This is a genomic window from Actinoplanes sp. NPDC049598, assembly GCF_040675435.1.
Taxonomy (GTDB): Bacteria; Actinomycetota; Actinomycetes; order Mycobacteriales; family Micromonosporaceae; genus Actinoplanes.
On the sequence record NZ_JBFAOX010000018.1, the window covers coordinates 43235 to 63736 of the forward strand.

A 20502-nucleotide genomic window follows, 5' to 3' on the forward strand; every position below is an offset into this window, starting at 1 on the left:
CATCGATCTATTTCACGCCGGCGGCGTCCATGCCGCGGAGCTCCTTCTTCAGCTCGCCCATCTCGTCGCGGATCCGGGCCGCCAGCTCGAACTGCAGCTCGCGGGCCGCGCCCAGCATCTGCTCGTTGAGGTCCTGGATGAGCTGGGCCAGCTCGGCGCGGGCCATGCCCTCGCGGGCCGGGACCGCCGCGCCGCGAGCCTTCGAGCGGGTCTCGGGCACCGGCGCCTTGCCGCGCGAGACCTGCCGGCCCCCGCCACCGACCATCGGGCTGACCGCGGCGTCGGTGTCCTCGGCCTCGCGGTAGATGTCGTCCAGGATGTCGTGGATCTTCTTGCGGAGGGCCTGCGGCTTGATGCCGTTCGCCTCGTTGTGGGCGATCTGCTTGGCCCGGCGCCGGTCGGTCTCCTCGATGGCGTCGCGCATCGACGGCGTCATCTTGTCGGCATACATGTGGACCTCGCCGGAGACGTTACGGGCGGCCCGGCCGATCGTCTGGATCAGCGACCGGCCGCTGCGCAGGAAGCCCTCCTTGTCGGCGTCGAGGATCGCCACCAGCGACACCTCGGGCAGGTCGAGACCCTCACGGAGCAGGTTGATGCCGACGAGCACGTCGTAGTCGCCCTTGCGCAGCTCTTTCAGCAGCTCGACGCGGCGCAGCGTGTCCACCTCGGAGTGCAGGTAGCGCACCCGGATGCCGTTCTCCAGCAGGTAGTCGGTGAGGTCCTCGGCCATCTTCTTGGTCAGGGTGGTCACCAGGACCCGCTCGTCGCGCTCGGTCCGCAGCTTGATCTCGTGCATCAGGTCGTCGATCTGGCCCTTGGTCGGCTTGACCACGACCTGCGGGTCGACCAGGCCGGTGGGGCGGATGACCTGCTCCACGTACTCGCCCTGGGCCTGCTGCATCTCCCACGGGCCAGGCGTGGCGGACAGGAACACCATCTGCCCCACCCGCTCGAGGAACTCGTCGAAGCGCAGCGGCCGGTTGTCGGCCGCGCTGGGCAGCCGGAAGCCGTGCTCGATGAGGATCCGCTTGCGCGAGGCGTCCCCCTCGTACATGCCGCCGATCTGCGGGATCGTCACGTGCGACTCGTCGATGATCGTCACGTAGTCGTCCGGGAAGTAGTCGAGCAGCGTGTACGACGGCTCGCCGTACGTCCGGCCGTCCATGTGCATCGAGTAGTTCTCGATGCCGTTGCAGAAGCCGACCTGGCGCATCATCTCGATGTCGTACGTGGTCCGCATGCGCAGCCGTTGCGACTCGAGCAGCTTGCCCTGCCGGTCGAGCTCGGCCAGCCGCTCCTCCAGCTCGGCCTCGATGTCGCGGATCGCCCGCTCCATCCGCTCCGGGCCGGCCACGTAGTGGGTCGCCGGGAAGATGACCAGCTCGTCCACCTCGCGCACGATGTCGCCGGTCAGCGGGTGCAGGTAGTAGAGCTTCTCCACCTCGTCGCCGAAGAGCTCGACCCGCACGGCCAGCTCCTCGTAGGCCGGGATGATCTCCAGCGTGTCGCCCCGGACCCGGAACGTGCCCCGCTGGAAGGCCATGTCGTTGCGCGAGTACTGGATGTCGACCAGGCGGCGCAGCAGCTGGTCGCGGTCGACCTCGCCGCCGACCTTCACCTTGACGGCGCGCTCGAGGTACTCCTGCGGGGTGCCCAGGCCGTAGATCGCGCTGACCGTGGCCACCACGATCGTGTCGCGCCGGGTCAGCAGCGACATGGTGGCCGAGTGGCGCAGCCGCTCGACCTCCTCGTTGACCGACGAGTCCTTCTCGATGTAGGTGTCGGTCTGGGCGATGTACGCCTCGGGCTGGTAGTAGTCGTAGTAGCTGACGAAGTATTCGACGGCGTTGTTCGGCAGGAGCTCGCGGAGCTCCTTGGCCAGCTGGGCGCACAGGGTCTTGTTCGGCGCGAGCACCAACGCGGGCCGCTGCAGCTTCTCGATGAGCCAGGCCGAGGTAGCGCTCTTGCCGGTGCCGGTCGCGCCGAGCAGCACGGTGTTGCGGTCGCCGCGCCGGACCCGTCGCTCCAGCTCAGCGATGGCGGCGGGCTGGTCACCGGCCGGCTGGAATTCGCTGACGACCTCGAACCGGCCGTCGAGTCGTGGGATGTCGAGCGCCATGGGGACCACCGTACGTCGGGGGTACGACAAGTTTCCGCGCACGACTTCGGCCTTGGGCGAACCCCGTGCTCAGGGTGCACATTCGGCCCGGTTGTCGCTGTTGCGTACGTCACTTAGCCTGGTCGGGTAGGCCGCTCGCGGCGGCCTGCCGGATCGAGCGGGATCACCACACGGTTCCCTCGCCCGGCCCGTGGTCGCTGCGCCCCGGTCACACGGCGAGCGCACCCACGGCGGTCGCGCCCCGCGCTGACCGGCCGCCGCGGGCGCCTGACAAGCCAGTTTCGGGACCCCCGGGCGGTATGCGGTGATGCCCGGCCGGGAGCGGAAAGGGTCAGGACGGCTGCCAGCCAGTAGCCTCGGCCCACTCGTCGGCGGCGCGGGCCTCCTCGTCGAACCAGGGTTCCTTGGCCTCGCCGTACGTGTAGCGGTCCTTGTGCTCCTGGGACCAGGCGGCCTTGGCCGCCGCGTAGCCCTCGCGGGCCGACGGCACCGCGCGCAGGTGGTCGCGCATGAGCAGGGCGAAACGCCAGCCGGGGGAACCGGCGACCCGGACGTGCAGGTTGACCGGGCGGCCGGGGTCGGCCGAGCCGTGCAGCCGCTTGGGCCAGGTCTCGCCGGGCAGGCCGCGGGCGTTGTCGGCCCACTCCCCCGCGCGGCGGGGCAGGCCGGCGGCGCCGAGCGCGCCGGCCAGCTCGTCGGCCTCGTCGAGGGTGCGCACGGCCAGCATGAGGTCGATGATGTCCTTGGCCGGGAGCCCGGGGACGGCGGTCGAGCCGATGTGCGACACCGTGGTCGCCGGGTGGTCCCGCAGGGCGTGCCGGATGCGGGCCATGATCCGCTCGGCGGTGGCCGGCCACTGCGGGTCGGGGTCGGCGATGTGCAGGTCGCGCGGGGCCTGGGCCGACCTGCCGGCGCGCAGGTTGCGCTCGTACGGGATCAGGCGCTGCCGGTGCACGGAGTCGACCCGTTTCTCCAGCTCGGCCTGGGCGCCGTCGTTGACCAGCAGCACGTCGGCCGCGGCCCGGCGCTCGGCGTCGCCGGCCTGGGCGGCGATGCGCGCGGTGGCCTGCTCGGTGGTCATGCCGCGGGTCTGCACGAGCCGGCGGATCCTCGTCGCCGGGGCCGCCTCGACGACGATCACCAGGTGGAACGAGGCGGCCTGGCCGGTCTCGACCAGCAGCGGGATGTCGCTGACGACGACGGCGTCCGGGTCGGCGGCCGCGTGCAGCTCGGCCGCCCGGGCCCGTACGCGCGGGTGAATGATCTTTTCCAGCCGGCGCCGGGCTTCGTCGTCGCCGAAGACCTTGGCGGCCAGCGCCGGACGGTCGAGCGCGCCGTCGGCCGTCAGCACGCCGGCCCCGAACGCCGTCACGATCTCGGCCAGCCCGGGCGTGCCCGGCTCCACCACCTCGCGGGCGAGCACGTCGGAGTCGACGATGACCGCGCCGTGACGCGCGAGCCGGCGCGCCACCGCGCTCTTGCCCGCGCCGATCCCGCCGGTAAGACCCACCCTCAGCACGTGCCCAGTATCGCCGCCGGGCCGGGTACGGCGAAAGGCCGCCCCGACCGGAGTCGGGACGGCCTTTCGCGTGCTGCTAGGTCAGAGCTGAGGTCAGCTCTTGCCGCCGGCGAGCTTCTCGCGCAGAGCGGCGAGGGCCTCGTCGGTGGCCAGGGTGCCCGCGGGCTCCTCGGACGCCCGGGCCGGGGCCGACGAGCTGGACGAGCTCGTCGAGGTGGAGGACGACGTGGTGGTCGCGCCCGTGCCGGCCGGAACCGGGTTGAGGGCGGCCTCGGCGTCGGCCTCGCGGGACGCCTGCACCTGCTTGGTGTGGGCCTCCCAGCGCTCGCGCGCGTCGGCGTACTGCTTCTCCCAGGCCTCGCGCTGCTTGTCGAAGCCCTCGAGCCACTCGCCCGTCTCCGGGTCGAAGCCCTCCGGGTAGATGTAGTTGCCCTCGTTGTCGTACGTGGCGGCCATGCCGTAGAGGGTGGGGTCGAAGTGCTCCTCGCCCTCCACGAAGTTCTCGTTGGCCTGCTTGAGCGACAGCGAGATGCGACGGCGCTCGAGGTCGATGTCGATGACCTTGACGAGGACGTCGGAGCCCACCTGGACGACCTGCTCGGGCAGCTCGACGTGCCGCTCGGCCAGCTCGGAGATGTGCACCAGGCCCTCGATGCCGTCGTCGACGCGGACGAAGGCGCCGAACGGAACCAGCTTGGTGACCTTGCCCGGCACGATCTGGTTGATCGCGTGGGTCCGGGCGAACTGGCGCCACGGGTCCTCCTGCGTCGCCTTCAGCGACAGGGAGACGCGCTCACGGTCCAGGTCGACGTCGAGCACCTCGACCTCGACCTCCTGGCCGACCTCGACCACCTCGGACGGGTGGTCGATGTGCTTCCAGGAGAGCTCGGAGACGTGCACGAGGCCGTCCACGCCGCCCAGGTCGACGAAGGCGCCGAAGTTGACGATCGAGGACACGACGCCCTTGCGGACCTGGCCCTTCTGCAGCTTGTTGAGGAACTCGGTGCGGACCTCGGACTGCGTCTGCTCGAGCCAGGCGCGGCGGGACAGGACCACGTTGTTGCGGTTCTTGTCCAGCTCGATGATCTTCGCCTCGAGCTCGCGGCCGACGTACGGCTGCAGGTCGCGGACGCGCCGCATCTCGACCAGGGAGGCCGGCAGGAAGCCACGGAGGCCGATGTCGAGGATGAGACCACCCTTGACGACCTCGATGACCGAGCCGCGGACGACGCCGTCGTCCTCCTTGATCTTCTCGATGGTGCCCCAAGCGCGCTCGTACTGCGCGCGCTTCTTCGAGAGGATCAGACGGCCTTCCTTGTCCTCCTTGGTGAGGACGAGGGCTTCGATGTGGTCACCGACCGACACCACTTCCGCGGGGTCCACGTCATGCTTGATCGACAACTCGCGCGAGGGGATGACGCCCTCGGTCTTGTAGCCGATGTCGAGCAGGACCTCGTCCCGATCGACCTTGACGACGGTGCCTTCGACAATGTCGCCGTCGTTGAAGTACTTGATGGTCTCGTCGATGGCGGCGAGGAAAGCTTCCTCAGAGCCGAGATCGTCGACGGTGACCTTGTTGGCGCTCGAGGTGGCCTCGATGCTGCTCGTCATGTGGACTGTTGCTCCGAACGGATGGGTGTCGTGGTGTCTCTCGCGCTCCACGGAACTGCCGCCGGGCACGGCACGAGCAACCAGATGACGACCAGTCGATCATGTCGGGACCGGCGACCACGGAACCTGCTCCCTGCCGAGGCACACGATCCGCGAGCGCATCGACTAGCTTACCGTGCGCATTACCACAGGTTGCAAGCCCTCCTGACGAGCGCGGCACATTGTTGCCGCGAAACCCCACACCATGCCCTTTATGTGCCGATTCGGGGCGGCGGCGTGCCCTGCCGTACCGTGGCGCGGTGATCGAAAACGCTGTCAGCGACGACGAGAGCCGGCGCGCGAGCCGCGGCTGGTGGGACTCCGACGCCGACGAGTACCAGGCCGAGCACGGCGCCTTCCTGGGCGATCTCGACTTCGTGTGGTGCCCGGAGGGCCTGCGCGAGGCCGACGCCCACCTGCTCGGCGACGTCCGCGACCGGCGGGTCCTCGAGCTCGGGGCGGGCGCGGCGGCCGGGGCCCGGTGGCTGGCCGGGCAGGGCGCGGAGGTGACCGCCCTCGATCTCTCGGCCGGCATGCTGCGGCATGCGGCGGCGGCCGCGGAGCGTACGGGCGTGGTGGTGCCCTTGATCCAAGCGGACGCGCTGGCCCTGCCGTTCGCGGACAGCGTATTCGACATCGTCTGCACCGCCTTCGGGGCGATCCCGTTCGTGTCCGACTCGGCCGCGGCCATGCGCGAGGTGGCCCGGGTGCTGCGCCCCGGCGGCAGCTGGGTCTTCTCGGTCACCCACCCGATGCGCTGGATCTTCTGGGACGAGCCGGACGAGACCGGGCTGATCGCCCGCAACTCCTACTTCGACCGTACGCCGTACGTGGAGCGCGACGAGTCGGGCGCGGTCACCTACATCGAGCAGCACCGCACGATCGGCGACCGGGTCCGTGAACTGGTCGCGGCCGGCTTCGAGCTGCGCGACCTGATCGAGCCCGAGTGGCCGGCCGGGCACGAGCAGACCTGGGGCCAGTGGAGCCCGCTGCGCGGCCGCCTGTTTCCCGGAACGGCCATCTTCGTGACCCGTTTGCCCTGATCCGGCCCGGGTATCGCCCGGTCATGAGCAAAGACCTGAGCAAGGGCGACGACGTCACCTGGAAGAGCCACGGCCAGACCGTGCACGGCGAGGTCGAGCAGAAGATCACCAAGCGGACCGAGGCGGCCGGGCGCACCGTCGACGCCTCCCCCGACGACCCGCAGTACAAGGTCAAGAGCGACAAGACCGGCCGCGAGGCGGTCCACAAGCCGGGCGCGCTGCACCATGGCTGACGACGTCTACGCCGACTTCAAGTCGGCCGTGAACATGACCGCGGGCGAGATCGAGAAGTGGCTCACGACCGACGAGTCGAAGGACGTCGGCCAGAAGCCGTCGTCCGGCGGCGAGTCGGTCGGCCACGACTCCGGCCGCAAGATCGTCAAGATCCTCGGCACCAAGAAGGCCGACCTGACCGAGGCCGACGAGGCGCACATGCGCAAGGTCGTCGGTTACGTGCACCGCCATCAGGCGCAGCGCCCCTCCGGCGACGTCTCGGAGACCAAGTGGCGGTACTCGCTGATGAACTGGGGCCACGACCCGCTCAAGAAGTAGCGGGTCACAGCACCCCGGTGTCGAGCAGCCCGCCCAGCACCGCGAGGGCGGCCGGGATGAGCCGGTAGTAGACCCAGGTGCCGCGGCGGTCGCTGTCGACCAGGCCGGCCTCGCGCAGCACCTTGAGATGGTGCGAGATGGTCGGCCCGGTCAGGTGGAACGCGCCGGTGAGGTCGCAGACGCACACCTCGCCGCCGCGGGCCGAGGCGATCATCGACAGCAGCCGCAACCGCACCGGGTCGCCGAGCGCCTTGAACATCGGCGCGAACGTGTCGGCCTGGGCGGGATCGAGCGGTTCACGCCTCAGCGTCGCCGGGCCGCCGGGGCTCGTCGTGTGGCTCGTCATGAGCCACACGTTTGCAGAGCCCCGCAACCACGTCGCGCTCTCATCTCGTCACCATGCGCGCCGGGGCTCAGTGGTCGGCGCCGTTCCAGTCGCGGCCGGAGCCGACCGAGACCTCCAGCGGCACCGACAGCGGGTGGGCGTTGCCCATCTCGCGCCGGACCAGCGCCTCCAGGGCCTCGTGCTCGCCCGGGGCCACGTCGAAGACGAGCTCGTCGTGGACCTGCAGCAGCATGCGCGAGCGCAGCCCGGCCTCGCGGATGGCCCGGTCGACCCGGAGCATGGCGACCTTGATGATGTCGGCCGCCGAGCCCTGGATCGGGGCGTTCAGGGCCATCCGCTCGGCCATCTCGCGGCGCTGGCGGTTGTCGCTGGACAGATCGGGCAGGTAGCGGCGCCGGCCCAGGATGGTGGCCGTGTAGCCGTCCTTGCCGGCCTGGCGCACCACCTTGTCGAGGTACTCCCGGATGCCGCCGAAGCGCTGGAAGTACTCCTCCATCAGGCCGCGGGCCTCCTCGACGGGGATGGTGAGCTGGTTCGACAGGCCGAACGCGCTCAGCCCGTAGGCCAGGCCGTAGTTCATGGCTTTGATCTTGCGGCGCTGGTCGGGGACGACCTCCTCGACCGGGACGTGGAAGACCGAGGACGCGGTGGCCGCGTGGAAGTCGAAGGCCGAGTTGAAGGCGGCGATCAGCGCCTCGTCCTCGGACAGGTGGGCCATGATGCGCATCTCGATCTGGCTGTAGTCGGCCGTCATGAGCGTCTCGAAGCCCTCGCCGACCACGAACGCGCGGCGGATGCGCCGGCCCTCCTCGGTGCGGATCGGGATGTTCTGCAGGTTGGGGTCGGTCGAGGAGAGCCGGCCGGTGGCGGCCACGGTCTGGTTGAACGTGGTGTGGATGCGCCCGTCGTCGGAGACCGACTTGAGCAGGCCGTCGACGGTCGACTTGAGCTTGGCCACGTCGCGGTGGCGCAGCAGGTGCTCCAGCAGCGGGTCGCCGGTCTGCGCGAACAGGCTCTGCAGGGCGTCGGCGTCGGTCGTGTACCCCGACTTGATCTTCTTGGTCTTGGGCAGGCTCCGCTCCTCGAACAGGATCTGCTGGAGCTGCTTGGGCGAGCCGAGGTTGAACTCGCGGCCGACCACCTCGTGCGCGGCCTGCTGGGCGGCCTTCACCTCGGCCGCGAAGTGCGCCTCGAGCTCGGAGAGGTACTGGGTGTCGGCCGCGATGCCGAGGTGCTCCATCTCGCCCAGGACCTCGGACAGCGGCTGCTCGACCTCGGTCAGCAGGGTCTGCGACTCGCCGCCGTCGCGCGAGAGCTCCTCGGTCAGCACGTCGGCCAGGTCGAGGGTGGCCCTGGCCCGCAGCATCACGTTCTGCTCGGCGAGGCTGTCGGCGGCCTCGCCGCTCTCGGCGCCCAGGCCGGAGAGCAGGTCGAGCTGGCCGGTCTCGGGCTCCTCGACGCGCAGCTCGCGCTTGAGGTAGCGCAGGGCCAGGTCGGTCAGGTCGTACGCCCGCTGGTCGGGCTTGGCCAGATAGGCCGCGAGGGCGGTGTCGACGCGCACGCCGGCCAGGCGCCAGCCGTGGGCCCGCATGGCCAGCGCGGCCGGTTTCGCGTCGTGCACGACCTTGGGCCGCTCGGGGTCGGCCAGCCACCGGCTGACGGCCTGCTCGTCGGCCTCGTCCAGCGCGGCCGGGTCGAACCAGGCGGCCGGGCCGTCCCCGGTGGCGATGGCGACGCCGGTGAGCGTGCCCGTGCCCCGGCCGAAGGTGCCGGTGACGGCCACGCCGACGGGAGCGGCGGCGGCGTGCTCGGTGAGCCAGCCGGCCACCTCGCCGGCGCGCAGCACGCGGCCCTCGAGGTCGAAGCCGGACTCGGCCTCCGGCTCGACCGCGTCGAGGTAGGAGTAGAGACGCTCGCGCAGCACCCGGAACTCGAGCGCGTCGAAGACCTGGTGCACGGCCTCGCGGTCCCAGCCGTGCCACTGCGTGTCCTCGGGGCCGACCGGCAGCTCCAGGTCGGTGCGCAGAGCGTTCATCCGGTAGTTGCGCATCACGTCGGCCAGGTGGGCCCGCAGGTTGTCGCCCACCTTGCCCTTGATCTTGTCGACGTGGGCGATGACGCCGTCGAGGTCGCCGTACTCCTTGATCCATTTGGCGGCGGTCTTGTCGCCGACCCCGGGCACGCCGGACAGGTTGTCGCTGACCTCGCCGACCAGGGCGGCCTTGTCCCGGTAGCGCTCGGGACGCACGAGGTACTTGGCCTCGATGGCGTCGGGGGTCAGGCGCCAGACCTCGGACACGCCGCGGGCCGGGTAGAGGATCGTGACGTGCTCGCCGGCGAGCTGGAAAGAGTCGCGGTCGCCACTGGAGATCAAGACCTCCATGCCGGCCGCGCTGGCCTGCCCGGACAGGGTGGCGATGACGTCGTCGGCCTCGAAGCCCTCTTTCTCCACGACCTGGATGCGCAGGGCGGCCAGGATCTCCTTGATCAGCGGCACCTGGCCGACGAACTCGGGCGGGGTGGCGGCGCGGCCGGCCTTGTACTCCGGGTAGATCTCGGTGCGGAAGCTTTTACGGGAGACGTCGAAGGCGACCACGATGTGCGTCGGCTTCTCGTCGCGCAGCATGTTGATCAGCATCGAGGTGAAACCGAAGACCGCGTTCGTGTGCTGCCCGGTCTGGGTGCTGAAGTTTTCCTTGGGCAGCGCGTGGAACGCCCGGTAGGCCAGCGAGTGGCCGTCGAGCAGCAGCAAACGGGGGGTCTGGGCGTCATCGCTCACGTCCGTGAACTCTAGTCGTGAGGTACGACAGAAACCCGGACCACCCCGCTCGCTTAGAGCACCTTGCTCAGAAATGCCCTGGTTCGCTCGTGCTGCGGATTCGCGATGACCTCGCGCGGAGCCCCCTGCTCCACGACGACGCCGCCGTCCATGAAGATCAGGTTGTCGCCGACCTCGCGGGCGAAGCCGATCTCGTGGGTGACCACGACCATCGTCATCCCGTCCCGGGCGAGGTCCTTCATCACGTCCAGGACCTCACCGACCAGTTCCGGGTCGAGCGCGCTGGTCGGCTCGTCGAACAGCATCAGCTTGGGGCGCATGGCCAGGGCCCGGGCGATCGCCACCCGCTGCTGCTGGCCGCCGGAGAGCTGACCGGGGTACGAGCCGGTCTTCTCGCCCAGGCCCACGCGTTCGAGCATCGCGACCGCGCGGTCGCGTACGTCCGCCTTGGCCTCTTTCTTGACCCGGCACGGCGCCTCCATGACGTTCTGCAGGACCGTCATGTGCGGGAACAGGTTGAAGCGCTGGAAGACCATGCCGATCGAGCGCCGTTGCTTGGCCACGTCCTTCTCGCCCAGCTCGTGCAGCTTGCCGCCGCGCTCGCGGTAGCCCATCAGATCGCCGTCGACGAAGATCCGGCCGGCGTTGATCTTCTCCAGGTGGTTGACGCAGCGCAGGAACGTCGACTTGCCCGAGCCCGACGGGCCGAGCACGCAGCACACCTCGCCGCTCCTGACGACCAGGTCGATGCCCTTGAGGACCTCGAGCGAGCCGAACGACTTGTGCACATTGTCGGCGCGCACCATCTCGGTCGTACCGGTCATCTGCCCTCCCCGGTGTCGATGACCCGGCCGCCCTGCTCGACCTCGATGTCGCGCAGCCGCTGCCGGGCCCTGGCGGCGGCCCCGTAGCCCTTGCCGTAGTGCCGTTCGAGGAAGAACTGGCCGATCATCAGCACGGTACAGATGATCAGATACCAGATCACCGCGGCCACCAGCACCGGGAAGACCACGAAGGTCCGGGCCGAGACGGCGTTGAGCTGGAACCAGAGCTCGCCGGCGACCGGGACGTACGCCACCAGGGACGTGTCCTTGACCATGGCGATGGTCTCGTTGCCGGTCGGCGGCACGATCACCCGCATGGCCTGCGGCAGGACGATGCGCCGCAGCACCTGGAAGCGGGACATGCCCAGCGCGACCGCGGCCTCGGTCTGCCCCTCGTCGACCGACTGCAGGCCGGCCCGGACGATCTCGGCCATGTACGCGGCCTCGGACAACCCCAGCGCGAGCATGCCGGCCACGAAACCGGCCAGCAGGTCGGCCGCCCGGATGCTGTAGAACTGCCCGTTGAAGTTGTCGATGCCGAACAGGTCGCCGATCTGCTTGTCGAACGGCAGGCCGAAGCCGACCCGGCTCCACAGGATGTTCAGGTTGCCGAACAGGATGGCCAGGATCAGGCGGGGCACGGCCCGGAAGAACCAGGTGTAGACGAACGCCACCGACGACAGGATCCGGTTCGGTGACAGCCGCATGACGGCGAGCACGACGCCGAGGGAGATGCCGATCGCCATCGACGTGACGGTCAGCAGCAGCGTGCCCCGCAGGCCCTCGAGCACCGGGCCGGTGAACATGACCCCGCGCTTGCCCTCCTCGTAGGACGAGAAGATGAACGACCAGCGGAAGTTGTCGTTGGTCGCCAGCAGGTGCACGAACATCGCGGCGAGCACCGCCAGGACCGCGATGGTCACCCAGCGCCCGGGGTGCCGGACGGGCACGGCCTTGATCGGTTCCGGCCGTGCCCGCTCGGTGGTTGTCTGGTCGCTCATGTGTGGCGGATCAGACCGACGGGTTCACTTCGGCAGTGGTGACCGCACCCGCGGTGACGCCCCACTTGTCGAGGATCGTCTTGTACGTGCCGTCGGCGATCAGCGCCTTGACGGCCTCGCCGATGACGTTGGCGAACTCGGTCTGGTCCTTGGCCACCACGTAGCCGTACGGGGCCGAGTCGTAGATGTCACCGACCAGCTCGAGCGTGCCGTTGGTCTGCTTCACCGCGTAGGCCACGATCGGCGAGTCGGCCAGCATGGCCTCGTCCTTGCCGGTGTTGACGGCGTTGGTCGCGTCCGACTGCTTCTGGTACTGGTCGATCGTGATCTTGGCCTTGCCGGCGTCGGTGCACTTCTTCGAGCGCGCGTTCAGGTCGTCGACCTGCACGGTCGCGGTCTGCACGGCGATCTTCTTGCCGCAGACGTCGTCCGGGTTGATCGTGGCGCCCTTCTTGGCCGCCCACTGCGTGCCGGCCGAGAAGTAGGAGATCATGTTGACCTCCTTGAGCCGGTCCGCGTTGATCGTGAAGGACGAGACGCCGACCGCGTACTTGTCGCTGCCGACGCCCGGGATGATGCTGTCGAAGGTCGCCGACTGCCACTCGGTGGTCAGGCCGAGCTTCTGCGCGACCGCGTTGAACAGGTCGACGTCGAAGCCGATGACCGTCTTGCCGTCGGTGTCGAGGTACTCGTTCGGCGCGTACGACGAGTCGGTGCCGATGACCAGCTTGCCGGCGCTCTTGATGTCGGCCGGGACCTTGTCGGCCAGCGAGGTGTCGGCGGAGGCGCTGGGCGCCGGGGCGCCGCTCGAGCCCGAGTCGTCGGACTCCGAGCCGCAGGCGCCCATCGACAACGTCAGCGCCGCCGCGGCGGCCAGGCCGAGGATCGCCCGGCGGCCTGAGGGGGTGCGGAACATGATGACTCCTAGTCGTCCAAAGGGGTGTTACGCGACGCCGAGGTAGGCGTCCTTGACCGCCGGGTCGTGCAGGAGCTCGGAGCCCGAGCCTTCCTTGACGATCCTTCCGGTCTCCAAGACGTACGCACGATGCGCGCGCGACAATGCCTGCTGCGCATTCTGCTCCACCAGCAGCACGGTCGTGCCCTGTTGGTTGATCTCCACGATGATGTCGAAGATCTGCTGGATGAGCATCGGCGCCAGGCCCATCGACGGCTCGTCGAGCAGCAGCAGCTTGGGCCGGCTCATCAGCGCGCGGCCCACGGCCAGCATCTGCTGCTCACCGCCGGACAGCGTGCCACCGGCCTGCCGCTCGCGCTCCTTGAGTCGCGGGAACAGGTCGAACGCCCGCTGGAGGTCCTCGTCGATCTCCGACCGGACCCGGCGGGTGTAGGCGCCCATCTCGAGGTTCTCCCGGACCGTCATGCCCGGGAAGATGCCGCGGCCCTCCGGCGACTGCGACACCCCGCGGATGACCCGCAGGTCGGCCCGCATCTTGGTGATGTCCTGACCGTCGAAGCGGATCTTGCCCTGACCGACCGGCCGCAAACCCGAGATGGCCCGCATCGTGGTCGACTTGCCGGCGCCGTTGGCGCCGATCAGCGCGACGATCTCGCCCTCGCCCACGGTCAGGCTGATGCCGTGCAACGCCTCGATACGCCCGTAGGCGACCGTCACGTTCTCCATCTCAAGCAGCATCGGTCGGCACTCCCAGGTAGGCGGCGATGACCGCCGGGTTCTCGCGCACCTCGGCCGGCGTCCCCTCGGCGATCTTCTTGCCGAACTCCAGCACGACGATCCGGTCGGTGACGCCCATGACCAGGCGCATGTCGTGCTCGATGAGCAGCACCGTGACCCCGGTGTCGCGGATCTTGCGGATGAGCTCGAGCAGGGACTCCTTCTCGGCCGGGTTGAAGCCGGCGGCCGGCTCGTCCAGGCAGAGCAGGCCGGGCTCGGTGGCCAGGGCCCGCGCGATCTCCAGCCGGCGCTGCTCGCCGTAGGCCAGGCTCCGGGCCAGTTCACCGGCCCGGTGCTCGATGCCGACCAGTTTGAGCAGCTCGGTCGCCTTCTCCCGGGCCGCCCGCTCCTCCAGCGTGTGCCGGGACAGACCGAAGACCTGCTGGCCCGTACGCCGTACCTGCTGGACCAGGCGGCCGAAGCCGCCCTTGGCGTCGACCTCGGTGAGCTCCTCCGGCTTGACCCGAACCCGCCAGACTCGGAAGAGCGCGCCGACCACACTGGTCTTGTGCCGGGCGTCCGCGCCGACCTGCACGTTCTCCAGCGCGGTCATTTCCGGGAACAACCGGATGTTCTGGAACGTCCGGGCGATACCGAGCCGGGTGATCTTGTGTCGCTGCTGACCGACCAGGGCCTTGCCCCGGAACCGGATGGCGCCGCTGGTCGGCTTGACCACGCCGGTCACCGCGTTGAAGCAGGTCGTCTTGCCGGCGCCGTTGGGGCCGATCAGGCCGAGGATCTCGCCCTCGCGGACGGAGAAGTCGACCCCGTCCAGGGCCGTCACGCCGCCGAAGCGGATCGTGACGTTGTCGACCTCGAGCAGATTGTTGCGCTCACTCACCGACGGCACCTTCCTTAGCCCGGTCCTCCAGCTCGACCTTGCGCCTTCGGCTGGGCAGCAGGCCCTGCGGCCGGAAGATCGTCATGACGATCAGCGCGACGCCGAAGATCAGCAGACGGTAGTCGGCGAACTCACGGAACCGCTCGGGCAGGTACGCCAGCAGGATCGCGCCCAGGGCCACGCCCAGCTGGTTGCCGGCGCCGCCGATGACCACCGCGGCCACCCACAGGATCGAGGTGAACAGGTCGAAGCCCTGCGCGTTGATGAACGTCTGCTTGCTGAAGAACAGCGCGCCCGACAGGCCGCCCAGCGCCGCGCCGATGGCGAACGCCCACAGCTTGTACTTGAACGTCGGCACGCCCATCACCTCGGCCGCGTCCTCGTCCTCACGGATCGCCAGCCACGACCGGCCGACCCGGCTGCGCTCCAGCCGGCGCACGCCCAGCATGCAGATGAAGACCAGGGTGATGGCCAGCCAGTAGAAGCCGATCACGTTGGACACGCTGAAGATCGGCCGGCCCGCGGTGATGCCCGGGAACCAGTCCATCCACTCCGGCCAGGAGCCCTCCGAGGGCACCGGCACGCCGGTGATGCCCCGGTTGCCGTTGGTGATGTCGGAGTTCAGGGCGAAGACCCGGATGATCTCACCGAAGCCCAGCGTCACGATCGCGAGATAGTCACCGCGCAGCCGCAGCGTCGGCCAGCCCAGGATCACACCCGACACCATCGTCACCGCGATGGCGATCGGGACGCACACCACCCACGGGAACTGCACGACCACCGGCGAGTTGGGCGAACCCAGGATCGCCACCGTGTAGGCGCCGACCGCGTAGAAGCCGATGTAGCCCAGGTCGAGCAGGCCGGCCAGGCCGATCACGACGTTCAGGCCGACCGCGACCAGCACGTAGACCGCGCACAGGAACAGCACCGAGGTGAAGTCCGTGTCCGGGGTGGTGATCAGCGGGATCTCGAGACCCGGCAGCGCGTACAGGAAGATGATGAAGGCGAAGAGCACCGAGATGCGCCAGCCGTACGGCAGGTTCGACCAGCGCTCCCGCAAACCGGTCACCGCGCGCACCCGACTCTCGTCGGCCTTCCGCGCGGAATCGACAACAGCCATCATGCCCGCGCCCTCCCCAGAGACTCGCCCAACAGACCCGTCGGGCGGAACAGCAACACGACCACGAGCATCACGAAGGCCACGACGTCCATCCACTCGTTGCCGAACACCCCGGCGCCGTAGTTCTCCACGATGCCCAGCAACAGGCCGCCCAGCAGGGCGCCGCGCAGATTGCCGATGCCGCCCAGCACCGCCGCGGTGAACGCCTTGATGCCGATCAGGAAGCCCACCGAGTACGTCGTGATACCGACCTTGACGTCGTAGAGCACCGACGCCGCGCCGGCCATCATGCCGCCCAGGATGAAGATCAGCATGATGACGCGGTCCTTGTTGACGCCCATCAGGGCGGCCACGTCCGGGTTCTGCGCCACCGCCCGCACACCCCGGCCGAGCCGTGTGCGGTTGATGAAGATGTCCAGACCGGCCAGCATCGCCAGCGCGCTCAGGATGATGCCGATCTGCAGGTTCGTGATGTCGGCGCCGAAGATCGTGAACTGCACCTTCGGCTGGACCAGGCTCGGCATGCCCCGCGGCTGCCGGTCGGTCAGCGCGCCGACCAGCTCGAACAGCGCCACCGAGGCGCCGATCGCGCTGATCAGGAAGATCAGGCTGGGCGCGTTGCGCTTACGCAGCGGCCGGTAGGCCACCCGCTCCACGATCAGCGCCGTGCCGCCCGAAGCGGCGCCGGCGGCCACGACCGCCAGCGCGATCAGGCCCAGCACCCCGAAGGTGCCCGGCGCCGCCGCCCCCACCCCGAACCCCAGACCGGCCCAGACGATCGTGGTAACGAACGTGCCGATCATGAAGACTTCGGAGTGAGCGAAGTTGATCAGGCGCAGGACGCCGTAGACCAACGTGTAACCGAGAGCGACCAGGGCATAGATGGCGCCCTGGGTCAGTCCCGTCACGGTGAGCGACATGAAGTTGTCGCCCAGGAATTCAAAGTTCAACGCGACTCCAGCGAAGGAAAGTCATACAGGACGTGCGGTCGGGAGCAAGAGCTCCCGACCGCACGTTTCGCAGCTCAGACAAACCGGATGAGAAGACCCTCAGGTCAGCTCTTCGGCGCCTCCTGGTCGGCCACGATCTTGCCGCCCGCGACCTTGTAGGCCCAGATCGCCACCGCCGACGGGTCGATCTCGCCGTTCTCCTGGAACTTGAAGTCCGTGGTCACACCCTTGCCGGTGTAGCCGTCGACGAAGGTCTCCAGCTTCTCGCGGGTGCCGTTGCCGGCCTTGATGCCCGCCAGCAGGATGTTCGCGGCGTCGAAGGCCTCGGCGCTGTACGTGCCGGCCTCACGGCCGGTCGCCGCCTTGTAGTCAGCCGCGAACGTGCCGCCCGCCTTCTCCGGCGGAACACACGGGCAGGTCAGGATCGCGCCCTCGGCGTTGGCCGCACCCGCGCCGTCGACGAACGCCTGGTCCTTCACACCGTCACCGGCGACGAACTTGGCCTTGCCGCCCGCGTCGCGGTACTGCTTGAGGAACGGAGCCGCCTCACGGTAGTAGCCGCCCCAGAAGATCGAGTCGGCGCCCGAGCTGTTGATCTGGGTGACCAGCGCGCCGAAGTCGGTCTGCTGCTCCTTGACCACCGCGTTGCCCGTCACGACCGAGCCCAGCGTCTTCTTCACCTGGTCGGCCAGGCCCTTGCCGTACTCCGACGCGTCGTCCACCACGAAGGTCTTCTGGACCTTCATGACGTCCTTCATGTACAGCGCCAGGCCGGGGCCCTGCGAGGCGTCGTTGCCCAGAGCGCGGTGGAACGTCTTGTCACCCTGGGCGGCCAGCGCCGGGTTGGTGGCCGACGGCGTGATGATCACGACGCCTTCCTTGCTCATGATCGGATTGGCCACCTTGGACTCACCCGAGAACGCCGGGCCGACCACGCCCAGGACCTTCGCGTCCTGGACGATCGAGGTCGCCAGACCCGAGGCCTGCGCCGGGTCGCCGGCGGAGTCCTTCTCGACCAGCTCGACCTTGCAGTCGCCGTTGGCCTTGTTGTATTGGTCGACGGCGAGCTTCGCGCCGTCGCGGATGTTGATGCCGAGCTGTGCGTTACCACCGGTCAGCGCGCCGAAGAACGCGATCTTGCTGCCACAGGCAGCCGCGTCCGACCCGCTGCCGCCGCCGTCCTCGTCATCCTTGGCACAGGCGGCCGCGCCCAAAAGAAGGCCGACCATTGCCACGCCGCCGATGGCTCGTGCGAGAGACTGCCTCAAGGTTGGAACCCTCCTCCATACCGAACCCACCGAGCCACTGGCGGCCGATTGGCACTTGCGTACCGTCGCAACCACGCCGTGCCCCGTTATGGGCCGGGACGCTATCCCAGGTTCACGGCCTGCCAAAAGACTTCGATCGGGCTTTCATCGAACCGTTACGTGTGGTGACGCCCCGGTCCGGGGAGGTGTTACAACCGCGGTACCCGCAAGATCAACTTTCGGTTGCCTCGGCGGTGCCCGCCTCCTGACCCTCCGCCAGGATCCGGTCCGCCACCTCACGCATCGTCATCCGGTGGTCCATCGCCGTGCGCTGAATCCACTTGAACGCCTGCGGCTCGGTCATCTGGTACTTCGTCATCAGCTCACCCTTGGCCCGCTCGACCGACTTGCGGGTCTCCAGCCGGTCGGTCAGGCCCGCCACCTCGGACTCCAGCGCGGAGATCTCCGAATAGCGCGACAGGGCGATCTCGATCGCCGGCACCAGGTCCGACTTCTGGAAAGGCTTGACGAGGTACGCCATCGCGCCGGCGGCCCGGGCCCGCTCCACCAGGTCGCGCTGGCTGAACGCTGTCAAGATCACGACAGGCGCGATCCGCCCCCCGGCGATCCGCTCGGCCGCGGCCAAGCCATCCATGATCGGCATCTTGATGTCGAGGATGACGAGATCCGGGCGGAGCTCCTCGGCCAGCCGGACGGCAGTCTCCCCGTCACCGGCCTCGCCGACCACGTCGTAGCCCTCCTCCACGAGCATCTCGGCGAGATCGAGCCGGATGAGGGCCTCGTCCTCGGCGATCAACACCCGCTTACGCTCGGCACCAGCCTGCGAGTCGGCCACGGAACTCCTACCCCCAACGATCCTGAAGACACGACACCCCGGTATGCGGGTGTCGCCGCCCTAAGCCTAGTAGGTAGGCTGTCCCTTGCTCGGGTCAGCGTGACCATGTCTCGCCTCGCCCGAGCATGCCGGGGTGGCGCAATCGGCTGACGCGGATCACTCAAAATGATTTGTCCGAAAGGACATGCGGGTTCGAATCCCGTCCCCGGCACACAGAAAACATGTCGTACCCCTGTTCGATAATCAGGGGCATGCATCCTCCGCAGCTGCGCGAAAAGGCCTTACGACTACGCGCCGAAGGCGTTCCTTTCGGTGATATCTGCCGGCGGCTGGGATTGTCCCGTCCGACCGTCGGACATTGGTTCTACGGCGAGCGGGCCCGCCGCCGGGCCGAGCTCGATGCCGAGGAGGGGCGCTGCCCCCGCTGCGCCCAGCCGCCGCGTTATCCGGATGATCAAGGCGCCTACGCCTACCTACTCGGTCTTTATCTCGGCGACGGCCATCTGGTGACCAAGGCGAAGGTCCCGGTGCTCCGCATTTACTGCGCCGACGCCTGGCCCGGGTTGATCGACGAGTGCGAGGCGGCCATGCTCACCGTCCTGGCCAAGAACGTGCAGCGAGTGCAGAAGGCGGGCTGCGTCGGAGTCCAGAGCTATTCAAATCATTGGCCTTGCCTTCTCCCTCAGCACGGCCCCGCACACAAGCATGAACGCCCGATCTTCCTGTCCGCCTGGCAGCAGCCGTTGATCGACGCGAATGCCGGATCTTTTCTGCGCGGGCTATTTCACTCCGATGGCTGCCGTGTTGCCAACCGGATAACGCGCGGCAAAAGAATTTACACGTACCCGCGCTACAACTTCTCCAACGAGTCCGCGGACATCATGCGGCTCTGCCAGCAATCGCTCGACCGGCTCGGCATCAGCTGGCGAATGTGCCGGCGCAACATGCTGTCGGTCGCGCGCCGGGAGGCGGTGGCGCGGCTGGACGAGTTCGTCGGCCCGAAGTGGTGATGCCGGTCCTGGGCTCCGTACGTCCGCCGGGAGTTCGGCCCTCCCAGCAGTCTCGAACGGTCGCCTGCGGCTTGTGCTACCGCGGCCTCATCCACGAGGTGTCCCATGCGATGGAGGCCTGCGGGGCCCGGACGGTGGGATTTCAGGAACGACAGGGATGCATGAGTGTCCGCGCGCGCTGGACCCCACTGACCCTGTCTCTATCCCCAGCACGGCCCCGGCGCGAAGCACCGTCGCAAGATCGCGTTGGCCAAGTGGCAACAGGAAGCGATCGACGGCAAGCCGGGGAGGTTCCTGCGCGGTCTCTTCCATTCCGACGACAGCCGGTGCCTCGCCGGGCTCGACATCGACTGGCGGATGGCGCGGCACAACACCTTGTCGGTGGCGCGCCGGGAGGCGGTGGCGCGGCTGGACGAGTTCGTCGGGCCGAAGTGGTGATCGTGCCCGTGGGCGCACAGTCCCGGAGCACCTTTGGGCAGACGGCTGGTCACAGTGGGTCATCACGCCGATCGTCTTAGCGCTCAGCGTGACGGGGGCGGTTTACTGTGTGTAGTACGGCCCGGCGATTTGGCTACCGAAGGTCGCGGCTGCTTGGTGCCTGCGGGCGATTTCCTGGTGGGTGCCGGCGCTTCGACGGTCGGCCGACCTTTTCGCCCGGTTTCCGGCTGTTGGGGGTCACTGTACGCCGGGCCCGGGGTCGGGGGCGCGGTTGTCCCACTCGGTGGCAGGGACGGCTCCCCGCTTGATGAAGGCCTGGGGGGCGAGGGCTGCGGGGGCGTGGAGGGCGACGCCGACTGTCTTACCTTTCGGCAGTAGTCGTCTATGGCGGGTTCGCTGCCCGCGGCGGCGACCAGTTTGCGTTTGTCGTGGCTGCTCAGGGGGGCACCGCCGCGCCAGGCTTCGCAGCGGGTGAAGCTGGCGATGTCGACCGTGGGGGCCGGGCCGGGCC

General features: G+C 68.9%; 19 protein-coding genes and 1 tRNA gene. 6 read left to right on the forward strand and 14 right to left on the reverse strand.

What is annotated here, in order from left to right:
- Window positions 1–7: 7 nt before the first annotated feature.
- The 3 genes from uvrB to rpsA form a co-directional block, all read right to left on the reverse strand.
- Complete coding sequence (uvrB, locus tag AB0J66_RS33595; RefSeq protein ID WP_364669379.1) at window positions 8–2122, reverse strand: excinuclease ABC subunit UvrB; 2115 nt, start codon at window positions 2120–2122, stop codon at window positions 8–10.
- Between the two features lie 331 nt (window positions 2123–2453).
- Window positions 2454–3641, reverse strand: a complete 1188-nt coding sequence (gene coaE, locus AB0J66_RS33600; protein ID WP_364669382.1) for a dephospho-CoA kinase — start codon at window positions 3639–3641, stop codon at window positions 2454–2456.
- A gap of 93 nt (window positions 3642–3734) precedes the next feature.
- Window positions 3735–5252, reverse strand: coding sequence for a 30S ribosomal protein S1 (gene rpsA, locus AB0J66_RS33605; RefSeq protein WP_364669385.1), 1518 nt, complete (start codon window positions 5250–5252; stop codon window positions 3735–3737).
- Between the two features lie 299 nt (window positions 5253–5551).
- On the opposite strand from rpsA, the gene AB0J66_RS33610 reads away from it, so the two are divergent.
- From AB0J66_RS33610 to AB0J66_RS33620, 3 genes are read left to right on the forward strand one after another with little or no spacing between them, the layout of a single operon-like run.
- Entirely contained in the window at window positions 5552–6334 is a 783-nt protein-coding gene (locus tag AB0J66_RS33610) for a class I SAM-dependent methyltransferase (protein ID WP_364669387.1), read from the forward strand.
- A gap of 23 nt (window positions 6335–6357) precedes the next feature.
- Window positions 6358–6567: a DUF2945 domain-containing protein gene (locus AB0J66_RS33615; protein WP_364669390.1), complete on the forward strand. Its 210-nt coding sequence runs from the start codon at window positions 6358–6360 to the stop codon at window positions 6565–6567.
- Entirely contained in the window at window positions 6560–6886 is a 327-nt protein-coding gene (locus AB0J66_RS33620; RefSeq protein ID WP_364669392.1) for a DUF3140 domain-containing protein, read from the forward strand. Before AB0J66_RS33615 ends, AB0J66_RS33620 begins: the two co-directional genes overlap by 8 nt.
- Before the next feature lie 4 nt (window positions 6887–6890).
- Here AB0J66_RS33620 and AB0J66_RS33625 read toward each other — a convergent pair whose 3' ends face one another.
- From AB0J66_RS33625 to AB0J66_RS33675, 11 genes are all read right to left on the reverse strand, one after another.
- A complete protein-coding gene (locus AB0J66_RS33625; protein ID WP_364669395.1) occupies window positions 6891–7232 on the reverse strand; it encodes a metalloregulator ArsR/SmtB family transcription factor in 342 nt (113 codons plus the stop codon).
- Between the two features lie 67 nt (window positions 7233–7299).
- Complete coding sequence (gene polA / locus AB0J66_RS33630) at window positions 7300–10011, reverse strand: DNA polymerase I (protein ID WP_364669398.1); 2712 nt, start codon at window positions 10009–10011, stop codon at window positions 7300–7302.
- Between the two features lie 53 nt (window positions 10012–10064).
- Window positions 10065–10835, reverse strand: coding sequence for an amino acid ABC transporter ATP-binding protein (locus AB0J66_RS33635; RefSeq protein WP_364669401.1), 771 nt, complete (start codon window positions 10833–10835; stop codon window positions 10065–10067).
- Window positions 10832–11836, reverse strand: coding sequence for an amino acid ABC transporter permease (locus tag AB0J66_RS33640; protein WP_364669404.1), 1005 nt, complete (start codon window positions 11834–11836; stop codon window positions 10832–10834). Before AB0J66_RS33640 ends, AB0J66_RS33635 begins: the two co-directional genes overlap by 4 nt.
- Window positions 11837–11846: 10 nt before the next feature.
- Entirely contained in the window at window positions 11847–12752 is a 906-nt protein-coding gene (locus AB0J66_RS33645; protein WP_364669406.1) for an ABC transporter substrate-binding protein, read from the reverse strand.
- A 27-nt stretch (window positions 12753–12779) separates the two neighbouring features.
- Window positions 12780–13490 (reverse strand): ABC transporter ATP-binding protein, encoded by a 711-nt coding sequence (locus AB0J66_RS33650; RefSeq protein ID WP_364669409.1) that lies wholly within the window; start codon window positions 13488–13490, stop codon window positions 12780–12782.
- Window positions 13480–14370: an ABC transporter ATP-binding protein gene (locus AB0J66_RS33655; RefSeq protein WP_364669412.1), complete on the reverse strand. Its 891-nt coding sequence runs from the start codon at window positions 14368–14370 to the stop codon at window positions 13480–13482. Before AB0J66_RS33655 ends, AB0J66_RS33650 begins: the two co-directional genes overlap by 11 nt.
- On the reverse strand, window positions 14363–15448 hold the full coding sequence (locus AB0J66_RS33660; protein WP_364669415.1) for a branched-chain amino acid ABC transporter permease: 1086 nt from the start codon (window positions 15446–15448) through the stop codon (window positions 14363–14365). The genes AB0J66_RS33655 and AB0J66_RS33660 overlap by 8 nt, the downstream gene beginning before the upstream one ends.
- 41 nt (window positions 15449–15489) lie before the next feature.
- On the reverse strand, window positions 15490–16410 hold the full coding sequence (locus tag AB0J66_RS33665) for a branched-chain amino acid ABC transporter permease (RefSeq protein ID WP_364669705.1): 921 nt from the start codon (window positions 16408–16410) through the stop codon (window positions 15490–15492).
- 134 nt (window positions 16411–16544) lie between these two features.
- Window positions 16545–17708, reverse strand: a complete 1164-nt coding sequence (locus AB0J66_RS33670; RefSeq protein WP_364669417.1) for a branched-chain amino acid ABC transporter substrate-binding protein — start codon at window positions 17706–17708, stop codon at window positions 16545–16547.
- A gap of 211 nt (window positions 17709–17919) precedes the next feature.
- Window positions 17920–18543: a response regulator gene (locus AB0J66_RS33675; RefSeq protein ID WP_364669420.1), complete on the reverse strand. Its 624-nt coding sequence runs from the start codon at window positions 18541–18543 to the stop codon at window positions 17920–17922.
- Between the two features lie 127 nt (window positions 18544–18670).
- Between AB0J66_RS33675 and AB0J66_RS33680 the strand changes: the two genes are divergently transcribed.
- The 3 genes from AB0J66_RS33680 to AB0J66_RS33690 all read left to right on the forward strand — a co-directional run bounded on the left by AB0J66_RS33680 (window position 18671) and on the right by AB0J66_RS33690 (window position 19991).
- Window positions 18671–18754 (forward strand) — tRNA-Leu (locus AB0J66_RS33680).
- A gap of 40 nt (window positions 18755–18794) precedes the next feature.
- A complete protein-coding gene (locus tag AB0J66_RS33685) occupies window positions 18795–19553 on the forward strand; it encodes an LAGLIDADG family homing endonuclease (protein ID WP_364669423.1) in 759 nt (252 codons plus the stop codon).
- 246 nt (window positions 19554–19799) lie between these two features.
- Window positions 19800–19991: a hypothetical protein gene (locus tag AB0J66_RS33690; protein WP_364669426.1), complete on the forward strand. Its 192-nt coding sequence runs from the start codon at window positions 19800–19802 to the stop codon at window positions 19989–19991.
- The last annotated feature ends 511 nt before the right edge of the window (window positions 19992–20502 follow it).

Bases quoted from the DNA above. Each gene is read 5' to 3' on its own strand.
- uvrB (WP_364669379.1), bottom strand. From the start codon at position 2,122: ATGGCGCTCGACATCCCACGACTCGACGGCCGGTTCGAGGTCGTCAGC.
- rpsA (WP_364669385.1), bottom strand. From the start codon at position 5,252: ATGACGAGCAGCATCGAGGCCACCTCGAGCGCCAACAAGGTCACCGTC.
- AB0J66_RS33615 (WP_364669390.1), top strand. From the start codon at position 6,358: ATGAGCAAAGACCTGAGCAAGGGCGACGACGTCACCTGGAAGAGCCAC.
- AB0J66_RS33620 (WP_364669392.1), top strand. From the start codon at position 6,560: ATGGCTGACGACGTCTACGCCGACTTCAAGTCGGCCGTGAACATGACC.
- AB0J66_RS33625 (WP_364669395.1), bottom strand. From the start codon at position 7,232: ATGACGAGCCACACGACGAGCCCCGGCGGCCCGGCGACGCTGAGGCGT.
- AB0J66_RS33635 (WP_364669401.1), bottom strand. From the start codon at position 10,835: ATGACCGGTACGACCGAGATGGTGCGCGCCGACAATGTGCACAAGTCG.
- AB0J66_RS33640 (WP_364669404.1), bottom strand. From the start codon at position 11,836: ATGAGCGACCAGACAACCACCGAGCGGGCACGGCCGGAACCGATCAAG.
- AB0J66_RS33645 (WP_364669406.1), bottom strand. From the start codon at position 12,752: ATGTTCCGCACCCCCTCAGGCCGCCGGGCGATCCTCGGCCTGGCCGCC.
- AB0J66_RS33650 (WP_364669409.1), bottom strand. From the start codon at position 13,490: ATGCTGCTTGAGATGGAGAACGTGACGGTCGCCTACGGGCGTATCGAG.
- AB0J66_RS33665 (WP_364669705.1), bottom strand. From the start codon at position 16,410: ATGTCGCTCACCGTGACGGGACTGACCCAGGGCGCCATCTATGCCCTG.
- AB0J66_RS33685 (WP_364669423.1), top strand. From the start codon at position 18,795: ATGCATCCTCCGCAGCTGCGCGAAAAGGCCTTACGACTACGCGCCGAA.